15 protein-coding genes and 2 riboswitches are annotated in these 15,880 nt (G+C 36.7%); of the genes, 3 read left to right on the top strand and 12 right to left on the bottom strand.

Annotated elements, in window-relative coordinates:
- Positions 1-540: 540 nt before the first annotated feature.
- Positions 541-1,845, bottom strand: coding sequence for an NCS2 family permease (locus MWJ95_RS23220; RefSeq protein WP_249075918.1), 1,305 nt, complete (start codon positions 1,843-1,845; stop codon positions 541-543).
- A 132-nt stretch (positions 1,846-1,977) separates the two neighbouring features.
- Positions 1,978-2,079, bottom strand: a riboswitch (purine riboswitch).
- 219 nt (positions 2,080-2,298) lie between these two features.
- Positions 2,299-2,967: an MOSC domain-containing protein gene (locus tag MWJ95_RS23215; RefSeq protein ID WP_249075917.1), complete on the bottom strand. Its 669-nt coding sequence runs from the start codon at positions 2,965-2,967 to the stop codon at positions 2,299-2,301.
- A 323-nt stretch (positions 2,968-3,290) separates the two neighbouring features.
- On the opposite strand from MWJ95_RS23215, the gene MWJ95_RS23210 reads away from it, so the two are divergent.
- Genes MWJ95_RS23210 through MWJ95_RS23200 form a run of 3 tightly spaced genes read left to right on the top strand, consistent with a single transcriptional unit; the run spans position 3,291 to position 4,697 of the window.
- A complete protein-coding gene (locus MWJ95_RS23210) occupies positions 3,291-3,731 on the top strand; it encodes a LytTR family DNA-binding domain-containing protein (RefSeq protein WP_249075916.1) in 441 nt (146 codons plus the stop codon).
- Positions 3,728-4,144, top strand: a complete 417-nt coding sequence (locus MWJ95_RS23205) for a hypothetical protein (protein ID WP_249107315.1) — start codon at positions 3,728-3,730, stop codon at positions 4,142-4,144. Before MWJ95_RS23210 ends, MWJ95_RS23205 begins: the two co-directional genes overlap by 4 nt.
- Before the next feature lie 10 nt (positions 4,145-4,154).
- Entirely contained in the window at positions 4,155-4,697 is a 543-nt protein-coding gene (locus tag MWJ95_RS23200; protein WP_249075914.1) for a DUF7010 family protein, read from the top strand.
- 45 nt (positions 4,698-4,742) lie between these two features.
- On the opposite strand, the gene guaA is transcribed toward MWJ95_RS23200, so the two are convergent.
- From guaA to MWJ95_RS23150, 10 genes are all read right to left on the bottom strand, one after another.
- A complete protein-coding gene (gene guaA, locus MWJ95_RS23195) occupies positions 4,743-6,293 on the bottom strand; it encodes a glutamine-hydrolyzing GMP synthase (protein WP_249075904.1) in 1,551 nt (516 codons plus the stop codon).
- Positions 6,294-6,445: 152 nt separating this feature from the next.
- Positions 6,446-6,547, bottom strand: a riboswitch (purine riboswitch).
- Positions 6,548-6,582: 35 nt separating this feature from the next.
- Positions 6,583-8,769, bottom strand: coding sequence for a transglutaminase TgpA family protein (locus MWJ95_RS23190; protein WP_249107314.1), 2,187 nt, complete (start codon positions 8,767-8,769; stop codon positions 6,583-6,585).
- On the bottom strand, positions 8,766-9,947 hold the full coding sequence (locus tag MWJ95_RS23185; protein ID WP_249075902.1) for a DUF58 domain-containing protein: 1,182 nt from the start codon (positions 9,945-9,947) through the stop codon (positions 8,766-8,768). The genes MWJ95_RS23190 and MWJ95_RS23185 overlap by 4 nt, the downstream gene beginning before the upstream one ends.
- The gene (locus MWJ95_RS23180; protein WP_249075901.1) at positions 9,944-10,888 is read right to left on the bottom strand and encodes an AAA family ATPase; all 945 of its coding nucleotides are present in this window, start codon (positions 10,886-10,888) and stop codon (positions 9,944-9,946) included. Before MWJ95_RS23180 ends, MWJ95_RS23185 begins: the two co-directional genes overlap by 4 nt.
- Positions 10,889-11,125: 237 nt before the next feature.
- Complete coding sequence (locus tag MWJ95_RS23175) at positions 11,126-11,806, bottom strand: ABC transporter ATP-binding protein (RefSeq protein WP_249075900.1); 681 nt, start codon at positions 11,804-11,806, stop codon at positions 11,126-11,128.
- A 62-nt stretch (positions 11,807-11,868) separates the two neighbouring features.
- A complete protein-coding gene (locus MWJ95_RS23170; protein ID WP_249075923.1) occupies positions 11,869-12,681 on the bottom strand; it encodes an ABC transporter permease in 813 nt (270 codons plus the stop codon).
- Positions 12,681-13,133: a nitrous oxide reductase accessory protein NosL gene (locus MWJ95_RS23165; RefSeq protein WP_249107313.1), complete on the bottom strand. Its 453-nt coding sequence runs from the start codon at positions 13,131-13,133 to the stop codon at positions 12,681-12,683. The genes MWJ95_RS23170 and MWJ95_RS23165 overlap by 1 nt, the downstream gene beginning before the upstream one ends.
- Positions 13,130-14,401 carry a right-handed parallel beta-helix repeat-containing protein gene (locus tag MWJ95_RS23160; protein ID WP_249075898.1) on the bottom strand — a complete coding sequence of 424 codons (1,272 nt, stop codon included), beginning with the start codon at positions 14,399-14,401 and terminating at the stop codon, positions 13,130-13,132. Before MWJ95_RS23160 ends, MWJ95_RS23165 begins: the two co-directional genes overlap by 4 nt.
- A gap of 60 nt (positions 14,402-14,461) precedes the next feature.
- Entirely contained in the window at positions 14,462-15,100 is a 639-nt protein-coding gene (locus tag MWJ95_RS23155; protein WP_249075897.1) for a nitrous oxide reductase accessory protein NosL, read from the bottom strand.
- Positions 15,101-15,426: 326 nt separating this feature from the next.
- A complete protein-coding gene (locus tag MWJ95_RS23150) occupies positions 15,427-15,747 on the bottom strand; it encodes an NAD synthetase (protein WP_249075896.1) in 321 nt (106 codons plus the stop codon).
- Between the last annotated feature and the right edge of the window lie 133 nt (positions 15,748-15,880).

The raw sequence follows: 15,880 nt of genomic DNA, 5'->3' as shown, positions 1-15,880 counted from the left end.
CAGGATCAAACTCTCCATAAAAAGAAATTTGATTAGCTCAAATTGTTTTGCTGGCATCATGTTTGATGTCCAAAATTTTGTTTCGTTCACTAACTCAAAGTTAGTTACTGAAAACTTTATTGATTACGTTTTGCTTGTTCAGTTTTCAAGGTTCATTAATTCGTCACAATTAAGTGACTTTCTATACTTTAACACGGCGTTAACTCTATGTCAACCATTTGTGTTAGTATTTTTTAAATTGTTATGTGTTTCGTAACAACGTTTATAAATATATCACCTTAATAGTAAGTTTGCAAGTGGATTATTAAAGTAAAACTATTCTTACTAATTGAAAAGGAGTTTCTTCTATAAAATAGAAATCAACATATAAAATTTAATCGAGCAATTCAATCCCTCTTGATTCCTCTCCGATATAAATTAATGAAGCTTAGCTTTCTTACATTGAGATCGTTTATATCCTCTAATAAGAAAAACACCTGCAATTGTTAGGTTTCGTTTCTAACAATCGAGGTGCTCTTTATAGTTCGAATCTGTATTTAATTAGCGTACCCAGATAAAGTATGCAAGGAAGACAAAGAATAATCCGTACATCATAGGGTGAATTTCTTTTTTACGACCTGCTAAAAGCATTGTTATTGGATAGAATACAAAACCTATCGCAATACCAGTAGCAATTGAGTAACCAAGAGGCATCATTATTACTGTAAAGAAAGCTGGTACTGCAATTTCGAATTTATCCCAATCAATTAAACGTAATGAAGATACCATCAGAACACCTACAATAACTAGTGCTGGTGCTGTCACTGCTGGAGTTACCACAGCAAGTAACGGTGAGAAGAATAATGCAACCAGGAATAGCATTGCAGTTACAACAGCAGAGAAACCTGAACGCGCTCCTGCTGCTACACCAGAAGTAGACTCTACATATGCTGTAGTTGTTGATGTACCAAATAATGAACCAATTGTTGTTGCAAGAGCATCAGCCATTAACGCACGGCTTGCACGTGGTAATTTATTATCTTTTACTAATCCTGCTTGTGTCGCCACTGCCATTAAAGTACCTGCTGTATCAAAGAAATCTACAAACAAGAATGTTAACACAACAACTAAAAATTTAACGTTTAATAATGAACCGAAGTCATGGAAAATAGGTTTTAAAGCTACCATAAATGTAGAATCCACACTCGGAATTGCTGAAACAACTGCTGTAGGAGGTTCAATCACACCTGTAATCATACCAACAATCGCTGTTATAACCATCCCTAGGAAAATACCAACACTACGAAGTTTAATTATAAGAATAATTGAAAGGACAATCCCGAATACAGCTAGTAAAGTTGCGCCGGTGAATGATCCTAGAGTCACCAATGTAGCTGGGCTTTTTACAATAATGCCCGCTCCTTGTAAACCTACAAATGTTATAAATAAACCAATACCTGCTGAAACTGCATATTTCAGTTGTACTGGAATTGCATTAATTACTGTTTCACGAATACCCGTTAACGAAAGAATGATAAAGATAACACCTGAGAAGAAAACACCTGTTAAACCAGTCTGCCAAGGAATACCGTAAGCCCCAACAACAGTGAAGGCAAAGAATGCGTTTAAGCCCATACCAGGAGCAAGTGAAATTGGGAATTTAGCGAATATACCCATAATCAGAGAACCGACTGTTGCTGCTAATGCTGTAGCTACGAATACAGCACCTTTATCCATTCCTGCATTTTCTAACATACCAGGGTTAACAGCTAAAATGTAAGCCATAGCAAGGAATGTAGTAATACCACCTATTATTTCTCGGCGATAAGTAGTTCCTAATTCATCGAACATGAAATACTTTTTCATTTTAAAGAAATCCTCCGTATGGTCGTCCTCAATATCGAAAACAAAAAAGACACACTGACTACTCTACTAGTCGCATGTCTACGATACATTTCATCACAATTATTGTGAGAAATTAATTAGTGTCTATACATTGGTATATATAACTAAAATCGTAGTCAAGTTATTTACGGTAACTTGGTAGAAACTCACGGGCCTTATCCCCGACATTATACGACGACATATTTAATTTACAATCGTAATATATCATTTCATTTTTTAGATTTCAACCCTATTTCCGAACATTTTTAAGAAAAGTTATACGAAAGTTCGTGTAAAATTCTTATTTAATGTTCACATTTAAAAAAAATCATTGTATTAATAGGTTAAGACTGAACGTTTTATCTATCGTTATAAAATAGAGAATCCCCTAGAACTCATTTGAATTCCAGAGGATTTTTACTTCTTTCTTTATGCTTAATTCATCACTTTACTTTGCAAGGCCTGAATTCTTTTTTCTAATTTTTGTTTCCAATCTTCTGCTAATGCATCAACTGCTTGTATATGTTTCATCGCAAGTGCGTCCTTATTTTTAAAATATACTTCGTTGCAATGCAAAACTGAAACACGCGCAGGGTGCTTTTCAACTAATTCAATTTTAGAATCTGCACAGATTGTCCCTTCTTCTAGTACACGTGCAAGGAAACCAGTATAACCTGATTCAATTAAGCGTTTGAGTAATATGTTCGCCTCAGTATATTTGTCAATCGTACTACATGGTACACGTCCTTGGGTAATTTGGATGACAGCATCACCAATTTTATAAATATCGCCAATACAAATATCCGCTTCCAACATATTCGTGACTGTTAAGTTTTCACCGAATGCTGCTATCGGCAACGGTTTACCTAGTTCCCGTTCCCATTGTATGTAATGCTCAGCAGGATATAAACAAACGGCACGGTCAGGACCACCATGATGTTTTTTATCTGCTACATCGTCCCCCTCAAATCCACGGACAGACAAATAAACTTCTTGTACTTTTCGCTTTTCAATCCCTGTCATCATTGAGCGCCCATTACTATAATGCAATTCCTTCGGCATCCCAACAGCAAGTGTATGAATCATCGCAATATTGTTCTCCATTTTCATCCCCCTAAACAACGACATAGAGTCCCATTTATATTAGTTTACTATACCTAACGCTCCAAAAGTATTATCCTTAAAGAAAGAATTCCAAGAACTGTAATATATTACGACTTAACATCCTCTACTTCCCAACTCCTACTTACAATATTTCACCGGGTTTTGCCTATCCCTTGAAAAGTAACTTAATAAATCCGTATTCATCTTCCATAAAGACATTTGCTGAAAGAATGTAACAAAGTCTATTTTTTTTGCAACAAAACGAAAAATCATCGTAAATTTTGAGCAGTGTTGCTACGCTTAAAACAGAAAGGAAAATCCACATGAAATTCAACTACATTTGGAAAAACAATCAGCCATCTTCTGAAATCGAGATTATCAGTAACCCATCGAATAAAGAATTACTTTCGACAATTGAACAGCGTTTTTTTCAATCTATAACATTGAGCGCAACAGATTTCAAAACAAATCGTCAGGTTATGATTGAACTCAAAGACATCGAGGCAATTGAAGCATCCGGTCATTTCACCAAAATCTTTTTAATAAATGGTACAGAACTATTGCTGAATAAGATTTTAAAAGAATTATCTTACTTGGAGTCTTTCGGATTGGTTAGAATCAATAATTCAATGATTTTGAATTTGAATCAAATACACTCATTTGCTTCGGGAAGTCATGCTAGATTGGAAGTTATTACAAAACAACAAAATAAGTATATTGTCAGTAGACATTATGCAAAATCTATTAAGGAGAAATTGATATGATAAAAGATTTAAAAAATAGCTTTTTATACGTTTCATTTTTGGGGTTGATTTGGATTATTTTTTTAATGACTATTTTTAATCTTCACGAAGAAATAGTCAACTTTCTTTACATTTGGAATTTAATTGGTATTAGCGTGCTGTTGGGGATTGTTTTTGGTATCGCTTATCCATATTTGTGGAACTACTCAACATTAAAAGTAACATCTAAAATTACTATTAGTACTTTTTTGAATTTTTTCTGTGGCATAGGAAGTGTATATCTTTTTTCACTGAAAGCATTTGAAATTATCAAACCTTATTTATTGCTAATTTTAGTGATAACGATGATTGGTCATATCATCGGATTTTATTTTTTCTCAAAATATGAAAATAAAAAAATAGCGGATAGTTTGAACAGATCGCTTGAAAATTAAGGAGACTAAAATGAACCTCAATACTAGCTTACAAGTACTATTAAATGATATCTCGCAGAAACAAAAGAAGGGACTTCCTTTTATAATGGCCTCTATATTTATTTGGGGAGTTATCACAGTAATCGCATTGCTGCCTTTAGATTTAATGATTAAAAATATTGGTGTTTTATCTTGTGGTGCATTGCTGTTCCCCGTTTCAACTCTTTGTGCCAAAATATTAAATGTTGATTTACTTTATAAAGAAAATCCATTGATTAATGGACTATTGATTGCAACAAACAATCAAATTTTATATTTATTTATTTGTATTCTTCTATTACTTAAAGCACCTATGTGGGTCTTACCTGCATACGCAATTATTTACGGGGCACATTTGTTACCGTATTCATTCTTTTATCAATCTAAAAGTTATCGATATAGCTCAATATTTATTTGTTTAGCAATCCTAATAAGTGTAATTTTCTTCCATCTGAATATTATTTTTGTTTCGTTAATCGTAGAAATTGGTGTACTTTTCCTATTTTTAATGCTGAAAAAGGAAATTAAAAGCTAGTCTAAAAAAATTCAGACTAGCTTTTTTTGAAATCAGATAAGGGGATTACTCCCACTCGATAGTTGCTGGTGGCTTAGATGTAATATCATACAGTACGCGGTTAACGTGTTTTACTTCATTTACTAGGCGGACAGAGACTTTCTCTAGTACATCCCAAGGAATGCGTGCCCAGTCAGAAGTCATACCGTCGATAGATGTTACCGCACGGATACCGATTGCGTAGTCATACGTACGTGCATCACCCATTACACCAACTGAACGGATGTCAGGTAATACCGTGAAGTATTGCCAGATGTCGCGATCAAGACCAGCTTTTGCGATTTCCTCACGTAGGATGAAATCAGACTCGCGTACGATTTCTAGTTTTTCTTCTGTTACTTCACCAAGTACACGGATTCCTAGACCAGGGCCTGGGAATGGTTGACGCCAAACGATTTTTTCGTCAAGGCCAAGCTCTAATCCTAATGCGCGCACTTCGTCTTTAAATAATGTGTTAAGTGGCTCAATTAATTGGAATTGCATGTCTTCTGGAAGACCACCAACGTTATGGTGTGATTTAATTGTTTGAGCAGTTGATGTTCCAGATTCAATGATATCTGTGTAAAGCGTACCTTGAGCTAAGAAGTCCATGCCTTCAAGTTTAGCCGCTTCTTCATCGAATACGTAAATAAATTCGTTACCGATAATTTTACGTTTTTGTTCTGGATCAGAAACGCCCGCAAGTTTATCCATGAAACGTTGACGTGCATCAATTTTAATAAGATTCATGTCGAAGTCTTCTGTGAATGTTTTCATAACTTGCTCAACTTCACCTTTACGGTTCAAGTTGTGGTCTACGAACATACAAGTTAATTGATCGCCAATTGCTTTATGAATTAGAACCGCAACAACTGATGAGTCTACACCGCCAGAAAGTGCACATAATACTTTTTTGTCGCCTACTGTTTCGCGGATTTTTGCGATTTCAAGTTCAATGAAGTTTGCCATTGACCAATCGCCCTTTGCTTCACAAATGTCAAATACGAACTGACGTAATAAGTCATTACCATATACAGAGTGACGTACCTCTGGGTGGAATTGTACTGCATATAGCTTGCGTTCTACATTTGCCATTGCTGAAATAGGACAAGCAGCACTTGTTGCGATTACTTCAAAGCCAGCAGGAACTTCTGTTACATGGTCACCGTGGCTCATCCAAACGATTTGTTCAGTTGGTAAGTCACCGAATAATTTGTTTGAAGCTGTTACTTTAATTTCTGCTTTACCATATTCGCGTGTTTCAGCACCTTCAACTTTACCACCTTGCGTATGGGCCATTAATTGCATACCATAGCAAATACCTAGGATTGGTAAACCTAATTCGAAAATAGCTGGGTCTACATGGAAAGCATTTTCGTCATAAACTGAGTTTGGACCACCTGAAAAGATGATACCTGCTGCGTTCATATTTTTAATTTCTTCTGCTGTAATCGTATGGGGATGTAACTCACTGAAAACACCAAATTCACGGATACGACGCGTAATCAATTGGTTAAATTGGCTACCGAAATCAAGAACAACGATTTTTTCTTGCTCTAATAAAGGGCTTGCTGACAAAATTTCCACCTCTTCTACTATTTTTAAAGGAACTTTACATATGTTCAAAGAAAAACGCGTACGAAAGTAAAAACTTCCTACGCGTTCATAAGCTCTTGATTTATAAAGGCGAATGCGTAGCAAAGAAAAGTGATTTACTAACCTTCTCACCTAACCAAAACATCCACCTTCATAGAGAAATCATTTACGGTGATCTCGTAGAAACATCCGAACCTTATTATCGAACTTATATGAAAGCAATCCTCATCATATATAATTTTTTTCATTTTACTCTTTGTACCCATCAAAATCAACTGATAGTGCGATTGATTAAATATTCCCAACTTTCTTTCAGTTTAACAAAGTCGACCTCTTGTCTGTCCTTACCATAAATAAGTTGTTCATATACATCAGTCAGTCTTTGCATCTCTTCTGTCTCTAACGATTCGTCTACTCTTGTAGCAAATGCTCGCAATGTTTCGCCATCTTTACGTCGTAATCCAATACGCGATAATTGCTTCGTTAAAGCATTGTATGAAGCATCAAAAGTTGTCCAATCCGCTTCTTTTTTACGAAATGCTCGTACTTGCATTTTAGGTATCCACTTTCTACGTTGCATAAACAAAGCAATGCCAGCAATAATCATCAAAATGGCTAGCCCTATCCACACATAAGTAAGCTTTTTCACCCATGTCCATACAGAATCAAAACTAAACGACGTTGAGCTAGCAGTTTCTTTCTTCGGCTCTTGCTCTTCCATCTTTGGTTGCTCTTGTTTTATTTCTGGCTGCAGTACTTGCTCCTGCTGAGGTGTGTCTTGCTCAATATCGTAATCAATATTTACATTCCCCGCGAAACCAATTGTCGGTTCAAACTCCATCCAGCCTGTTCCAGGTACATACGCTTCCACCCAAGAATGTGCATTATCATTTGTAATTCGATACTCCTGTAAACCATCTGACATTCGACCAGGATTACCAGGCGCAAAGCCTTTCACCCAACGTGCGGGTATCCCCGCCGAACGTAGGAGGACAACCATTGATGTTGAGAAATTATCACAGTAGCCAACTTTAGTATCAAATAAAAACTGGTCAACATAATCTTGACCCTCAGCCGGGATTGCTACTTCTTTTTTATCGTATCTAAAGCCATGCGTTGAAAAATATTTTTCAACCGCTTTTATTCGATCATATACCGAAGCTTTATCCTGCGTGATTTCTTTCCCTAGATTCATCACACGTTGCGGCAGTGTATTTGGCAATTGTAAAAAACGATCAAAGGAAGGATCTAATGTTGCTAACGTAGATGGTTCAGACGTTTCAAGTTGCTCCATGCTATATACAGGCTCACTATAAGAGAGCGTATAGTTAGACAATAATTTTGACTCGCCATTCTGTTGTTCTATTGCTATTTTTTCAGTATGTTCATCTTGAATAAACAGTGGTGAATCTTGAGCAGAAACAGATATCATGCCATACGTTTGTAATAAAAATGGCATTGGGGCAGCCATGTCTATTTTAATTTGACGTTCATTTTCAGGAGATCCAACTTGCAATGAAGTTTGGATAGGAGTATTGTTCTCATAAACATTTTTGCCAAAATTCCCATCTGAAAGAATCCATCCTTTCGACGTATAAGTATCCTTTGTATCAATGCGCCAATAATGGCGATCACGGGAAGTTGCTGTGAAAATCAGTGTATCATCACCTTGGAACGGTCCTCCCAATCGGCTATCATCCTCGCTGTAACCAACTTTTTTTTCACCTGCTCCATGATTCCCTTGCCCTGCGACACCTTTAATAAAAGGTACTGGATCTGCCCAAGTCGGGCCTGTCTTAGGTAAAAAGAATGCCACTACACTGACAAGCATTACCGCAACGATCATCGGAATAGCTAATTTCCACTTTCCTATTACATTGCTCGGTGCATCCGTTTGAAGCCATAAACGCTTCACAAAAAGCAAGCCTGTCATGATTAATCCAAGCACAATAACTTTAACAATGGCTACCGTTCCATCATAGTCACTAAACGTATCTAGTGTAGCGATAAAGAATACAGTTAACGCGAAGAAATAGAATATATTTTTTCGCACAGTTATCCAGTGATGAATGAGGTATATTAACATCCAAATAAGCGCAAGGAATAGCACCGTTCTAAATGAATCCGAGACTTGTCCAAAATCGCCCGAAAGAATGGTCGTCATATTCCATTTCCATTCATGCATTAAAAATGGTACTGTCTGTCCAGATATTAAGGGACTTTCACTATAAACAAACACTATAAACCAAGTTATATAACCGAATTTCAATAATCCCGACAACATTGGATGTACTTGAAATAAGCTAAGCACCAATGATAAACCGATAAACACTAAAAATAAATGAACTAAGCCTGTATTGGTTAGCTGCATTACAGGAATAAGCCATTCACGTAAAATTAGAAAAATAATTACGTATGCTAGTGCTAATTCTATAAAATTTCCTAGTGATTTTTTCACGGCTTCATCACCTCCGTGAACAAGTGGTAATAATCTGTTGGATTTACATGTACAACTTGAATTTGTTTATAACGTTTTGCCAGCTCTGTTTGCATAGGTGGCTGCTCTGCTACTACAAAACAAATACAGCCTTTCACCATATTGGCAAGAGAATGGAGTAATTCATCCGATACTTCACTCGTAACATACAACAATGTTGCAACATGCTTAAACACTTGCTGATCTTGTAATTGAAATTTGACAGTTTCAGCAGGTTTTATAGCAGCTAAATGATGCATTACTTGGTCTAGCTGCTTATTACCTTGGATAATCGGAAACACCTTCGTCTTAGAACCAGCTGAAACAAATGAAATATCTCCACGTTCTTCGACAATTGTTTGTAGCATCGAGGCTACAAGCTCTATTTTTTCTTCAAATAATGGAGACTTTCCGGCATGGAGTACCAACATTAACTCCTGTGATTGACGATCTTCAAATTCCTTAGATTTCAACGTTTGTGTTTTCGCAAATGATTTCCAGTGAATCCATGAAAAACGGTCACCTGGAACATACTCACGTAAACCAACAGCCATTGATGTATCCTTAACAATTGAATAAGGTGACATCATTGTACCCACATCATATTTTGTTTGAAGCGCGGCATACCTCATCTCGCGTACTCTAGGGTAAACTAAAATGACTTGTTCCTTTTTTGCCGTAACTCGCTTTTTCGCCCAGCCAAAAAAATCACAGAAAACAATATTAACACCTAAGTAACGGTGCTCGCCACGGGACATATTTTCCAGTATATAATTCCAACTAAATTTTTTCCTGAAGCCCACGAACTTAATGGTATTCGTTCCTTGCACCCTCGATTGAACAAGGACTTCACTGTCCACAAGTTCCTCCATCATCATATAAACAAACGGAAAGCGTGTTTTTCGTTCTACCGTAATTGTAACCTTAGCAGATTGTCCACACTCAACATGGGAAGGCTCAATTTTGCGCTCCACTAGCAAAATTTCTTCTTTCACCAATAAGAAAATAAATGCATATAACAAAAAAGGACTAACCGTAAAAAACACAAACCAGCTGACAAACCCACCTTGGAACATGGCATAACAAAACGTTATGATCATTAACAAAGATACTAATAAGAAATGCTTACTTTTCTCTATTAAAGCTTGCCATTTCTTCATTGCTCTGCAAACCTCTTTGTCGGCACAGGTGTTTTCGCAATAATGCGCTCAATAATTTCCTCTGCTGTTACGTTATCATAACGAGCATCTGGTTTTAATACTAAACGATGGCTAAAAACAAAAGGCACTAAATATTGAACATCATCAGGAGTTACATAACTACGTCCTTTCAAAAATGCATAAGCTTGTGAAGCTTTCATTAACGCAATCGTTGCGCGAGGACTTACACCTAAATATACATAGCTATTTTCCCTTGTTTGAGTCGCTAGTTCGACCATATAGTTTTTAACGGAATCTTCAACATACACACCCTGTACAAGTTCCTGCAATTCATTTAATTGTGCAACCGTTAACACCGCTTCGATTTTTTCAATCGGTTTCCCATGTTCAGCACGACGAAGAATTTCCACTTCTTGGCCTCTCGAAGGATAGCCCATCTTTATTTTCAGTAAGAAACGATCTAGCTGCGCTTCTGGTAACGGATAAGTTCCCTCATGCTCAATAGGATTTTGTGTGGCCATAACGAAAAATGGTTGACTGATGGTTACGGTTTTACCATCAATAGTAACCGATGCTTCCTCCATCCCCTCCAGTAAAGCAGATTGTGTTTTTGGAGAGGTACGGTTAATTTCATCAGCTAAAATTACATCCCCCATGATCGGACCAGGTCGAAACTCAAATTCCAACGTTTTTGGATTATAGATAGATACCCCTACAACATCTGATGGTAATAAATCAGGTGTAAACTGAATCCTTTTAAACTGTGCATCAAAGGATTTTGCAAGCGCTCGCACCATCATTGTTTTACCGACACCAGGTACGTCCTCAAGCAAGACATGCCCTCTTGCCAGCAAGGCGACTATGCTAAGCTCTGCAACCTCTCTTTTGCCTATCATTACTTTTTCTATATTTTCTAACACATCTTGTATTTGTGAATTCATCAATCAAAAACCTCCTATTTCATTTTCATAAATTGTTCGAATTGTATGTTAACTTATTTTTAGAATAACGAAATATGTTTAGTAACACAATTATATGAAACATTCCTTCATCGCTTCATCTCTTTAGTTCGAGCACTTAGTGAGAAAAGTAATAACCTACAGCATGAAAAAGAAGGCTTGCTTGAATACAATTCAAACAAACCTATCTTTAGTATAACGTCATTACCTATCAAAATGTTACAGATTTAATTTTTTTAACCATAAATTCTCTAAGGATGATGAATTTTCTTGTAAAAGCATTTCCTTTATCTCACCCGAAATAAGTATGTTTCCTTCATGTAAAACTAACACGTCGTCCGCTACTTCCTCCGCAAAAGCAAGTAAATGCGTAGAAAATATGACAGTACAGCCCTTTGTTTTTTCCTCAAGCATCATTTTTTTCAGCTCTGCAATCCAATACGGATCAAGACCATTCGTTGGCTCATCTAAAATAAGCAAAGAGCCCTCACCTAGTAAGCTTTGAGCGAGATTAAGCCGCTGACGCATCCCTTTTGAGAAATGCTTCACTTTTTGCTTACGAACATCCCATAAAGCGACACGCCTTAGTACATCTTCCTGCTCTTTTTTATCCACTTTCTTTAGAGAAGCGAGGAGCTGCAAAATTTCTGCAGCGGTTAACATAGAAGGAAAGTCCACATCGTCAGGCATGTACCGAATAGCTTGGGGTTTATGCCATATTATTTCTCCTGATTTTTGCTTTTCCTGCCCAGTTAGTAGGCGAATTAAAGTACTCTTTCCAGCACCATTCCCTCCTACAAGAGCTAAAATACGCCCCGTCTGCAAAGAAAAGGAGGCTTCATGAAGACCTCTATTATTATCATAGATATTCGATAACTTCCTTGCTTCTAATAGCATCATCTTTTATCCCCTTTCTATCCATCATGCCTCGGCATAATTGCGTCCACAATCCACCGGAGGCTTTAACTTCTTTCACTGAAAGAAGTTAAAAGCAATCTAGCGTAAGCTAACGGACATATTATCCACAGCAATGTCACAGCTACGTATACTGCATAACCTAGTGGCGACGAGTAAAACTGCGTAATTTTATAAAATGCAGGTCCAAGTACGCTAGCCTGATCTGTAAAAATAAAGTAGCCAAAGCGCAGCCACTCCACAGGATTAATATGTATCGCTATAATCGTCAGTTTTTGAAGAACATGCCCCGCCACGACAGTGCCAATTGCCATTAAAGCATAAGAAATTAGCAGTAAAAAAATAGACCAAAACACAAGTGATAACGATAGTGCAAATAATCTTGTTTTCGCAAAGGCTCCTACTGCAATGGCCAATGACACAAAAATGAGTATACAAAGCAAAGTTAAAATAATAAAAATAAATGGCAAACGCACGCCACCGAGAAATCCACCAAGCGCTAATATTACGCCAAACGCCACGACAACGACCAATAAAAAAGCAATCACAGAGGCAATATACTTTCCTGCAATATATTGCTTACGTGTCATCGGATATGTTTTTAATAATGAAAACCAGCCTGATTCCACATCACCAGCTACACTCATACTACCGATCGTTAATATAAACAGAGGCAATAAAAACAACAATACGTTTAAAAATGAAGCGGTCTGTCGTGTAAAGCCCTCTACATCGGGTAGTGCCATTTGTTGAATGACAATGATAGCTGTAAAAACGAATGTAAAAAGTACACCTACAAGTTGCATCCAGCGACTTCTGAGCATTTGCTTTAATTCTAGTTTAATAAGCATACTGTACATCACTCATGGATCCCCCATTTAAAATCATGTAAATCCTTATAGGCAAGTAGTTGACCTTCTCCCTCTTTCGTCATCCAGTCTTGTACCGCTTTCTTCGAATCGAATGCAACTACCCCATAGTTCATCGGAGTCCAATAATCCTTGCTGTACACATAAGAGGCATTAAAAACGTCAATCCATTCATTTTTTGTTGCATCTTTAATATAGGCAGCCCCTATCTCATCTTCCCCATTTGCTTCTATATATTCCATTAGGCAACCAATGTCATCGAAAATTTCATAATCACCATTCTTTAACGCGATCTGACCGGCATATTCGTTGTGAACGATACTCATATTGCAAATTTTACAAACATCGGTTTCACTCACTATTTCACGAGGTTCATAAGTTCTTTCACCACAGCCTATCAACACCCCACAACTTAGCATTACAATCATCATCCATTTTTTCATTGTGATATTCCTCTTTTCCATAGCCATAAACTACTTAACGTTAAGAATAATCCTACGAGCATTTGCACCACATTTATCTTGTTCTTTTCGGATACTTGCTTCACTGCCAATTTTGGCGTCTTATCAACAAGTATGTTCTTTTCAGTTTTATTAATTTGCTGATCCAGCGATGTTAGTAACATGACACTTGGAGATGCCACGAAATATTGGTAAACAGGCTGGCGTACCATCCATTGACCAAAACTTGATACGGCCACATATGGCGTATCACCGATACCGTTGTCTTTTAAGTCAATCCCGGAGTAATCGTCATAATAATTATTAACTAGTTGAAAACCTTGGGGATCTGAGCGTGCCGTTAAAATATTTCCTGTAAAGTTATTACTACTAGCCATTGTGTCTTCACTTGCCTTTGACCCTTCAATGGCTGTTTGGTTCATCTGAAAATCATTTGCTTCTATTTGGATCGTTGAACTTTTCTGCATTGCAATACCAGTTCGGTTATTTTTGATTGTGTTATCTTTAATTTTTGCTTGCTGCACATCATACAGCAGCATACCGTAGCCATTAAAATCAAAATGATTAGCTATTGTATTACGCTCAAGGAGTATGTCTGTTGTCATCATTATCATAAGACCCGTCACATTATGAACATATGTATTAAAAAGTGCTTTAGCATCACTTGTATACATAAAATGCGTACCGTAACGACTGTTTGTCACCTTATTATGTTGAACAACAATATGCTTGACCTCCTCTACATAAATTCCGTCCTGTACTTGCTCAATCGTATTGCCTTCAATGGTGATGTCCTCACTCTTAAAGATAGCTACTCCATTACCTTTTTTGGCATAATGACCTTCGCTACCAGTTACATTGATATCATGTATGTGTACATTTTTGGAGCGTTGTATATGGACACCTGTATGCATATCTTTAATTTGTATATTTCGTAGCTCAAGTCCATCTACAGTACTTGCAACAATCGCTTTATTTTTCCCTGATAGCGTTATATTTTCTACAGTGACATTAGCAGTGTTTTCAATTCGTAGTGCTGGGTTATTTTTTACGCCAGCAAGTTTAGTTCCTTCCTCGCCTTGTAGTGTTATTGGTTTTGTCACTATAAAATCGCCTTGGTAACGACCAGCAGGAATATGAACGACATCCCCAGGTTTTGCTACATTGATGGCCTCCTGCACATCGAAATCGGCATACACTGTCTGACTCATGAATAGAAAAAACAATAAGGCAAACCCTATTTTTCTCACCGATTCTTACCTCCCAATCCAGCACGAAAAGACTAGAGGAATTCCCCCTAGTCCATTCGACTAATGACTTTGACCATCATGATTCTTTTCTTCCATATGCATAGAATCAGATTCACCTTTGGCTTCTTTTTCTGCTTTTTCTTTCATTTTCTTATTACGGCGTTCTAATGCATCGTCTTTAATTTTTTGTAATTCCTCTACATGCGCAGTAGGTTTGTCAGCGATATATTTGTCTGCATCAGCTTTATTGGTGAAATAAATATAACCCCAGTTCATTGGTGATTTTAGATCGGTTTTAACAATTGTTACATCTTCAACCTTTACCCAATCTTTTGTGATATGATCACGTACAAATTTTTCGTTCTTTTCATTATTTGCCACCTCTGCATTTACTAAGCAGCCAATGTCATCATAAAAGGCAACTGTTCCATCCTCTTTTATTGCTTGAGTAGAGAATTCCCCCATATCTTCGTCCTTCAAATATACTTTCATATTACACATTTCACACATTGTACCTTCTTTTGGCTCTTGTAAACGTGGATCCACTAATGAAGCGACTTGTTTAGTTTTATCCTTAGCTTCTGTATCACTTGCCGCAACATCTTGCTTCGTTTCTTCTTTCTTAACTTCTGCTTTTTCTGTACCACAAGCCGCGAGTAAAAATGATGCTGCTAGTACAGGTAACCATATTTTTTTCACAATTACTTCCCCCAAATTCTTTTTTCTATTACCAATAACTACTTTACAGGTAAGTTGTGAAATAAGTTAAAAATAGCTGTGAAGTATTGGAAAAATTACCTTGAATATTCATTGAACATCTCGACTTCAAATATTTTGAATGAAAAATATAACTTCCATTTTTTAATCATTTAGATTATAGGTAATGTGATTAGGGTGTCATATTTATCGCCCTTCGGCAAAGCGAAACGACAGCAACAATATTCCATTGACAAAATTTCACTTTTTTCAATTTAATAAAAAAACTCCCTACATCTAGAATGATGTAGAGAGTTCGATTTATGATGTTAGATAGAAGAACGGTAACTATTGAGAAACTTCTTTTGCTTGCTGACTAAACTTAGCTTAACGGCAGTTTCATTTAATTCATTGCGTATTTGTAAATCGTAAGCACCGTCAATATAACTAGCCGTTACTTTATTTGGTTGTTGCTGTTGAATTTGTCGAGTGTTACTTATATGCTTTTTATCTTTATTCTTTTGCAAACTATTTTTAAACTGTCGCTTCGGATTTTGTCCGAAATTATGACTTAAATCTCCGGCATGTAAATACTGTTGTTCGTTACGAAATATACTGCTAGTCGTCGAACTTACTCTAGAAGTCCTCATAAATCATTACCCCTCCTTCACTTTTTATCAACTGTATAGGTATATGTATCGACATTATATGCTTAAACTTAATAATACAGAACCAAATTTCTTAAAAATAAGAGAAAAGAGCTATTTTCAAAAGTGTTCATCA

This window comes from Lysinibacillus sp. Bpr_S20 (assembly GCF_023337835.1).
In the GTDB taxonomy this organism is placed as follows: domain Bacteria; phylum Bacillota; class Bacilli; order Bacillales_A; family Planococcaceae; genus Lysinibacillus.
Note: the sequence above shows the minus strand (reverse complement) of the source record. Positions and strands in the feature narration are given on the sequence as shown.

What these genes read in the sequence shown, in the direction of transcription:
- MWJ95_RS23220 (WP_249075918.1), bottom strand. Translation starts at nt 1,845, where the DNA reads ATGAAAAAGTATTTCATGTTCGATGAATTAGGAACTACTTATCGCCGA.
- MWJ95_RS23215 (WP_249075917.1), bottom strand. Translation starts at nt 2,967, where the DNA reads ATGGAGAACAATATTGCGATGATTCATACACTTGCTGTTGGGATGCCG.
- MWJ95_RS23210 (WP_249075916.1), top strand. Translation starts at nt 3,291, where the DNA reads ATGAAATTCAACTACATTTGGAAAAACAATCAGCCATCTTCTGAAATC.
- MWJ95_RS23205 (WP_249107315.1), top strand. Translation starts at nt 3,728, where the DNA reads ATGATAAAAGATTTAAAAAATAGCTTTTTATACGTTTCATTTTTGGGG.
- MWJ95_RS23200 (WP_249075914.1), top strand. Translation starts at nt 4,155, where the DNA reads ATGAACCTCAATACTAGCTTACAAGTACTATTAAATGATATCTCGCAG.
- MWJ95_RS23185 (WP_249075902.1), bottom strand. Translation starts at nt 9,947, where the DNA reads ATGAAGAAATGGCAAGCTTTAATAGAGAAAAGTAAGCATTTCTTATTA.
- MWJ95_RS23180 (WP_249075901.1), bottom strand. Translation starts at nt 10,888, where the DNA reads ATGAATTCACAAATACAAGATGTGTTAGAAAATATAGAAAAAGTAATG.
- MWJ95_RS23175 (WP_249075900.1), bottom strand. Translation starts at nt 11,806, where the DNA reads ATGATGCTATTAGAAGCAAGGAAGTTATCGAATATCTATGATAATAAT.
- MWJ95_RS23170 (WP_249075923.1), bottom strand. Translation starts at nt 12,681, where the DNA reads ATGTACAGTATGCTTATTAAACTAGAATTAAAGCAAATGCTCAGAAGT.
- MWJ95_RS23165 (WP_249107313.1), bottom strand. Translation starts at nt 13,133, where the DNA reads ATGAAAAAATGGATGATGATTGTAATGCTAAGTTGTGGGGTGTTGATA.
- MWJ95_RS23150 (WP_249075896.1), bottom strand. Translation starts at nt 15,747, where the DNA reads ATGAGGACTTCTAGAGTAAGTTCGACGACTAGCAGTATATTTCGTAAC.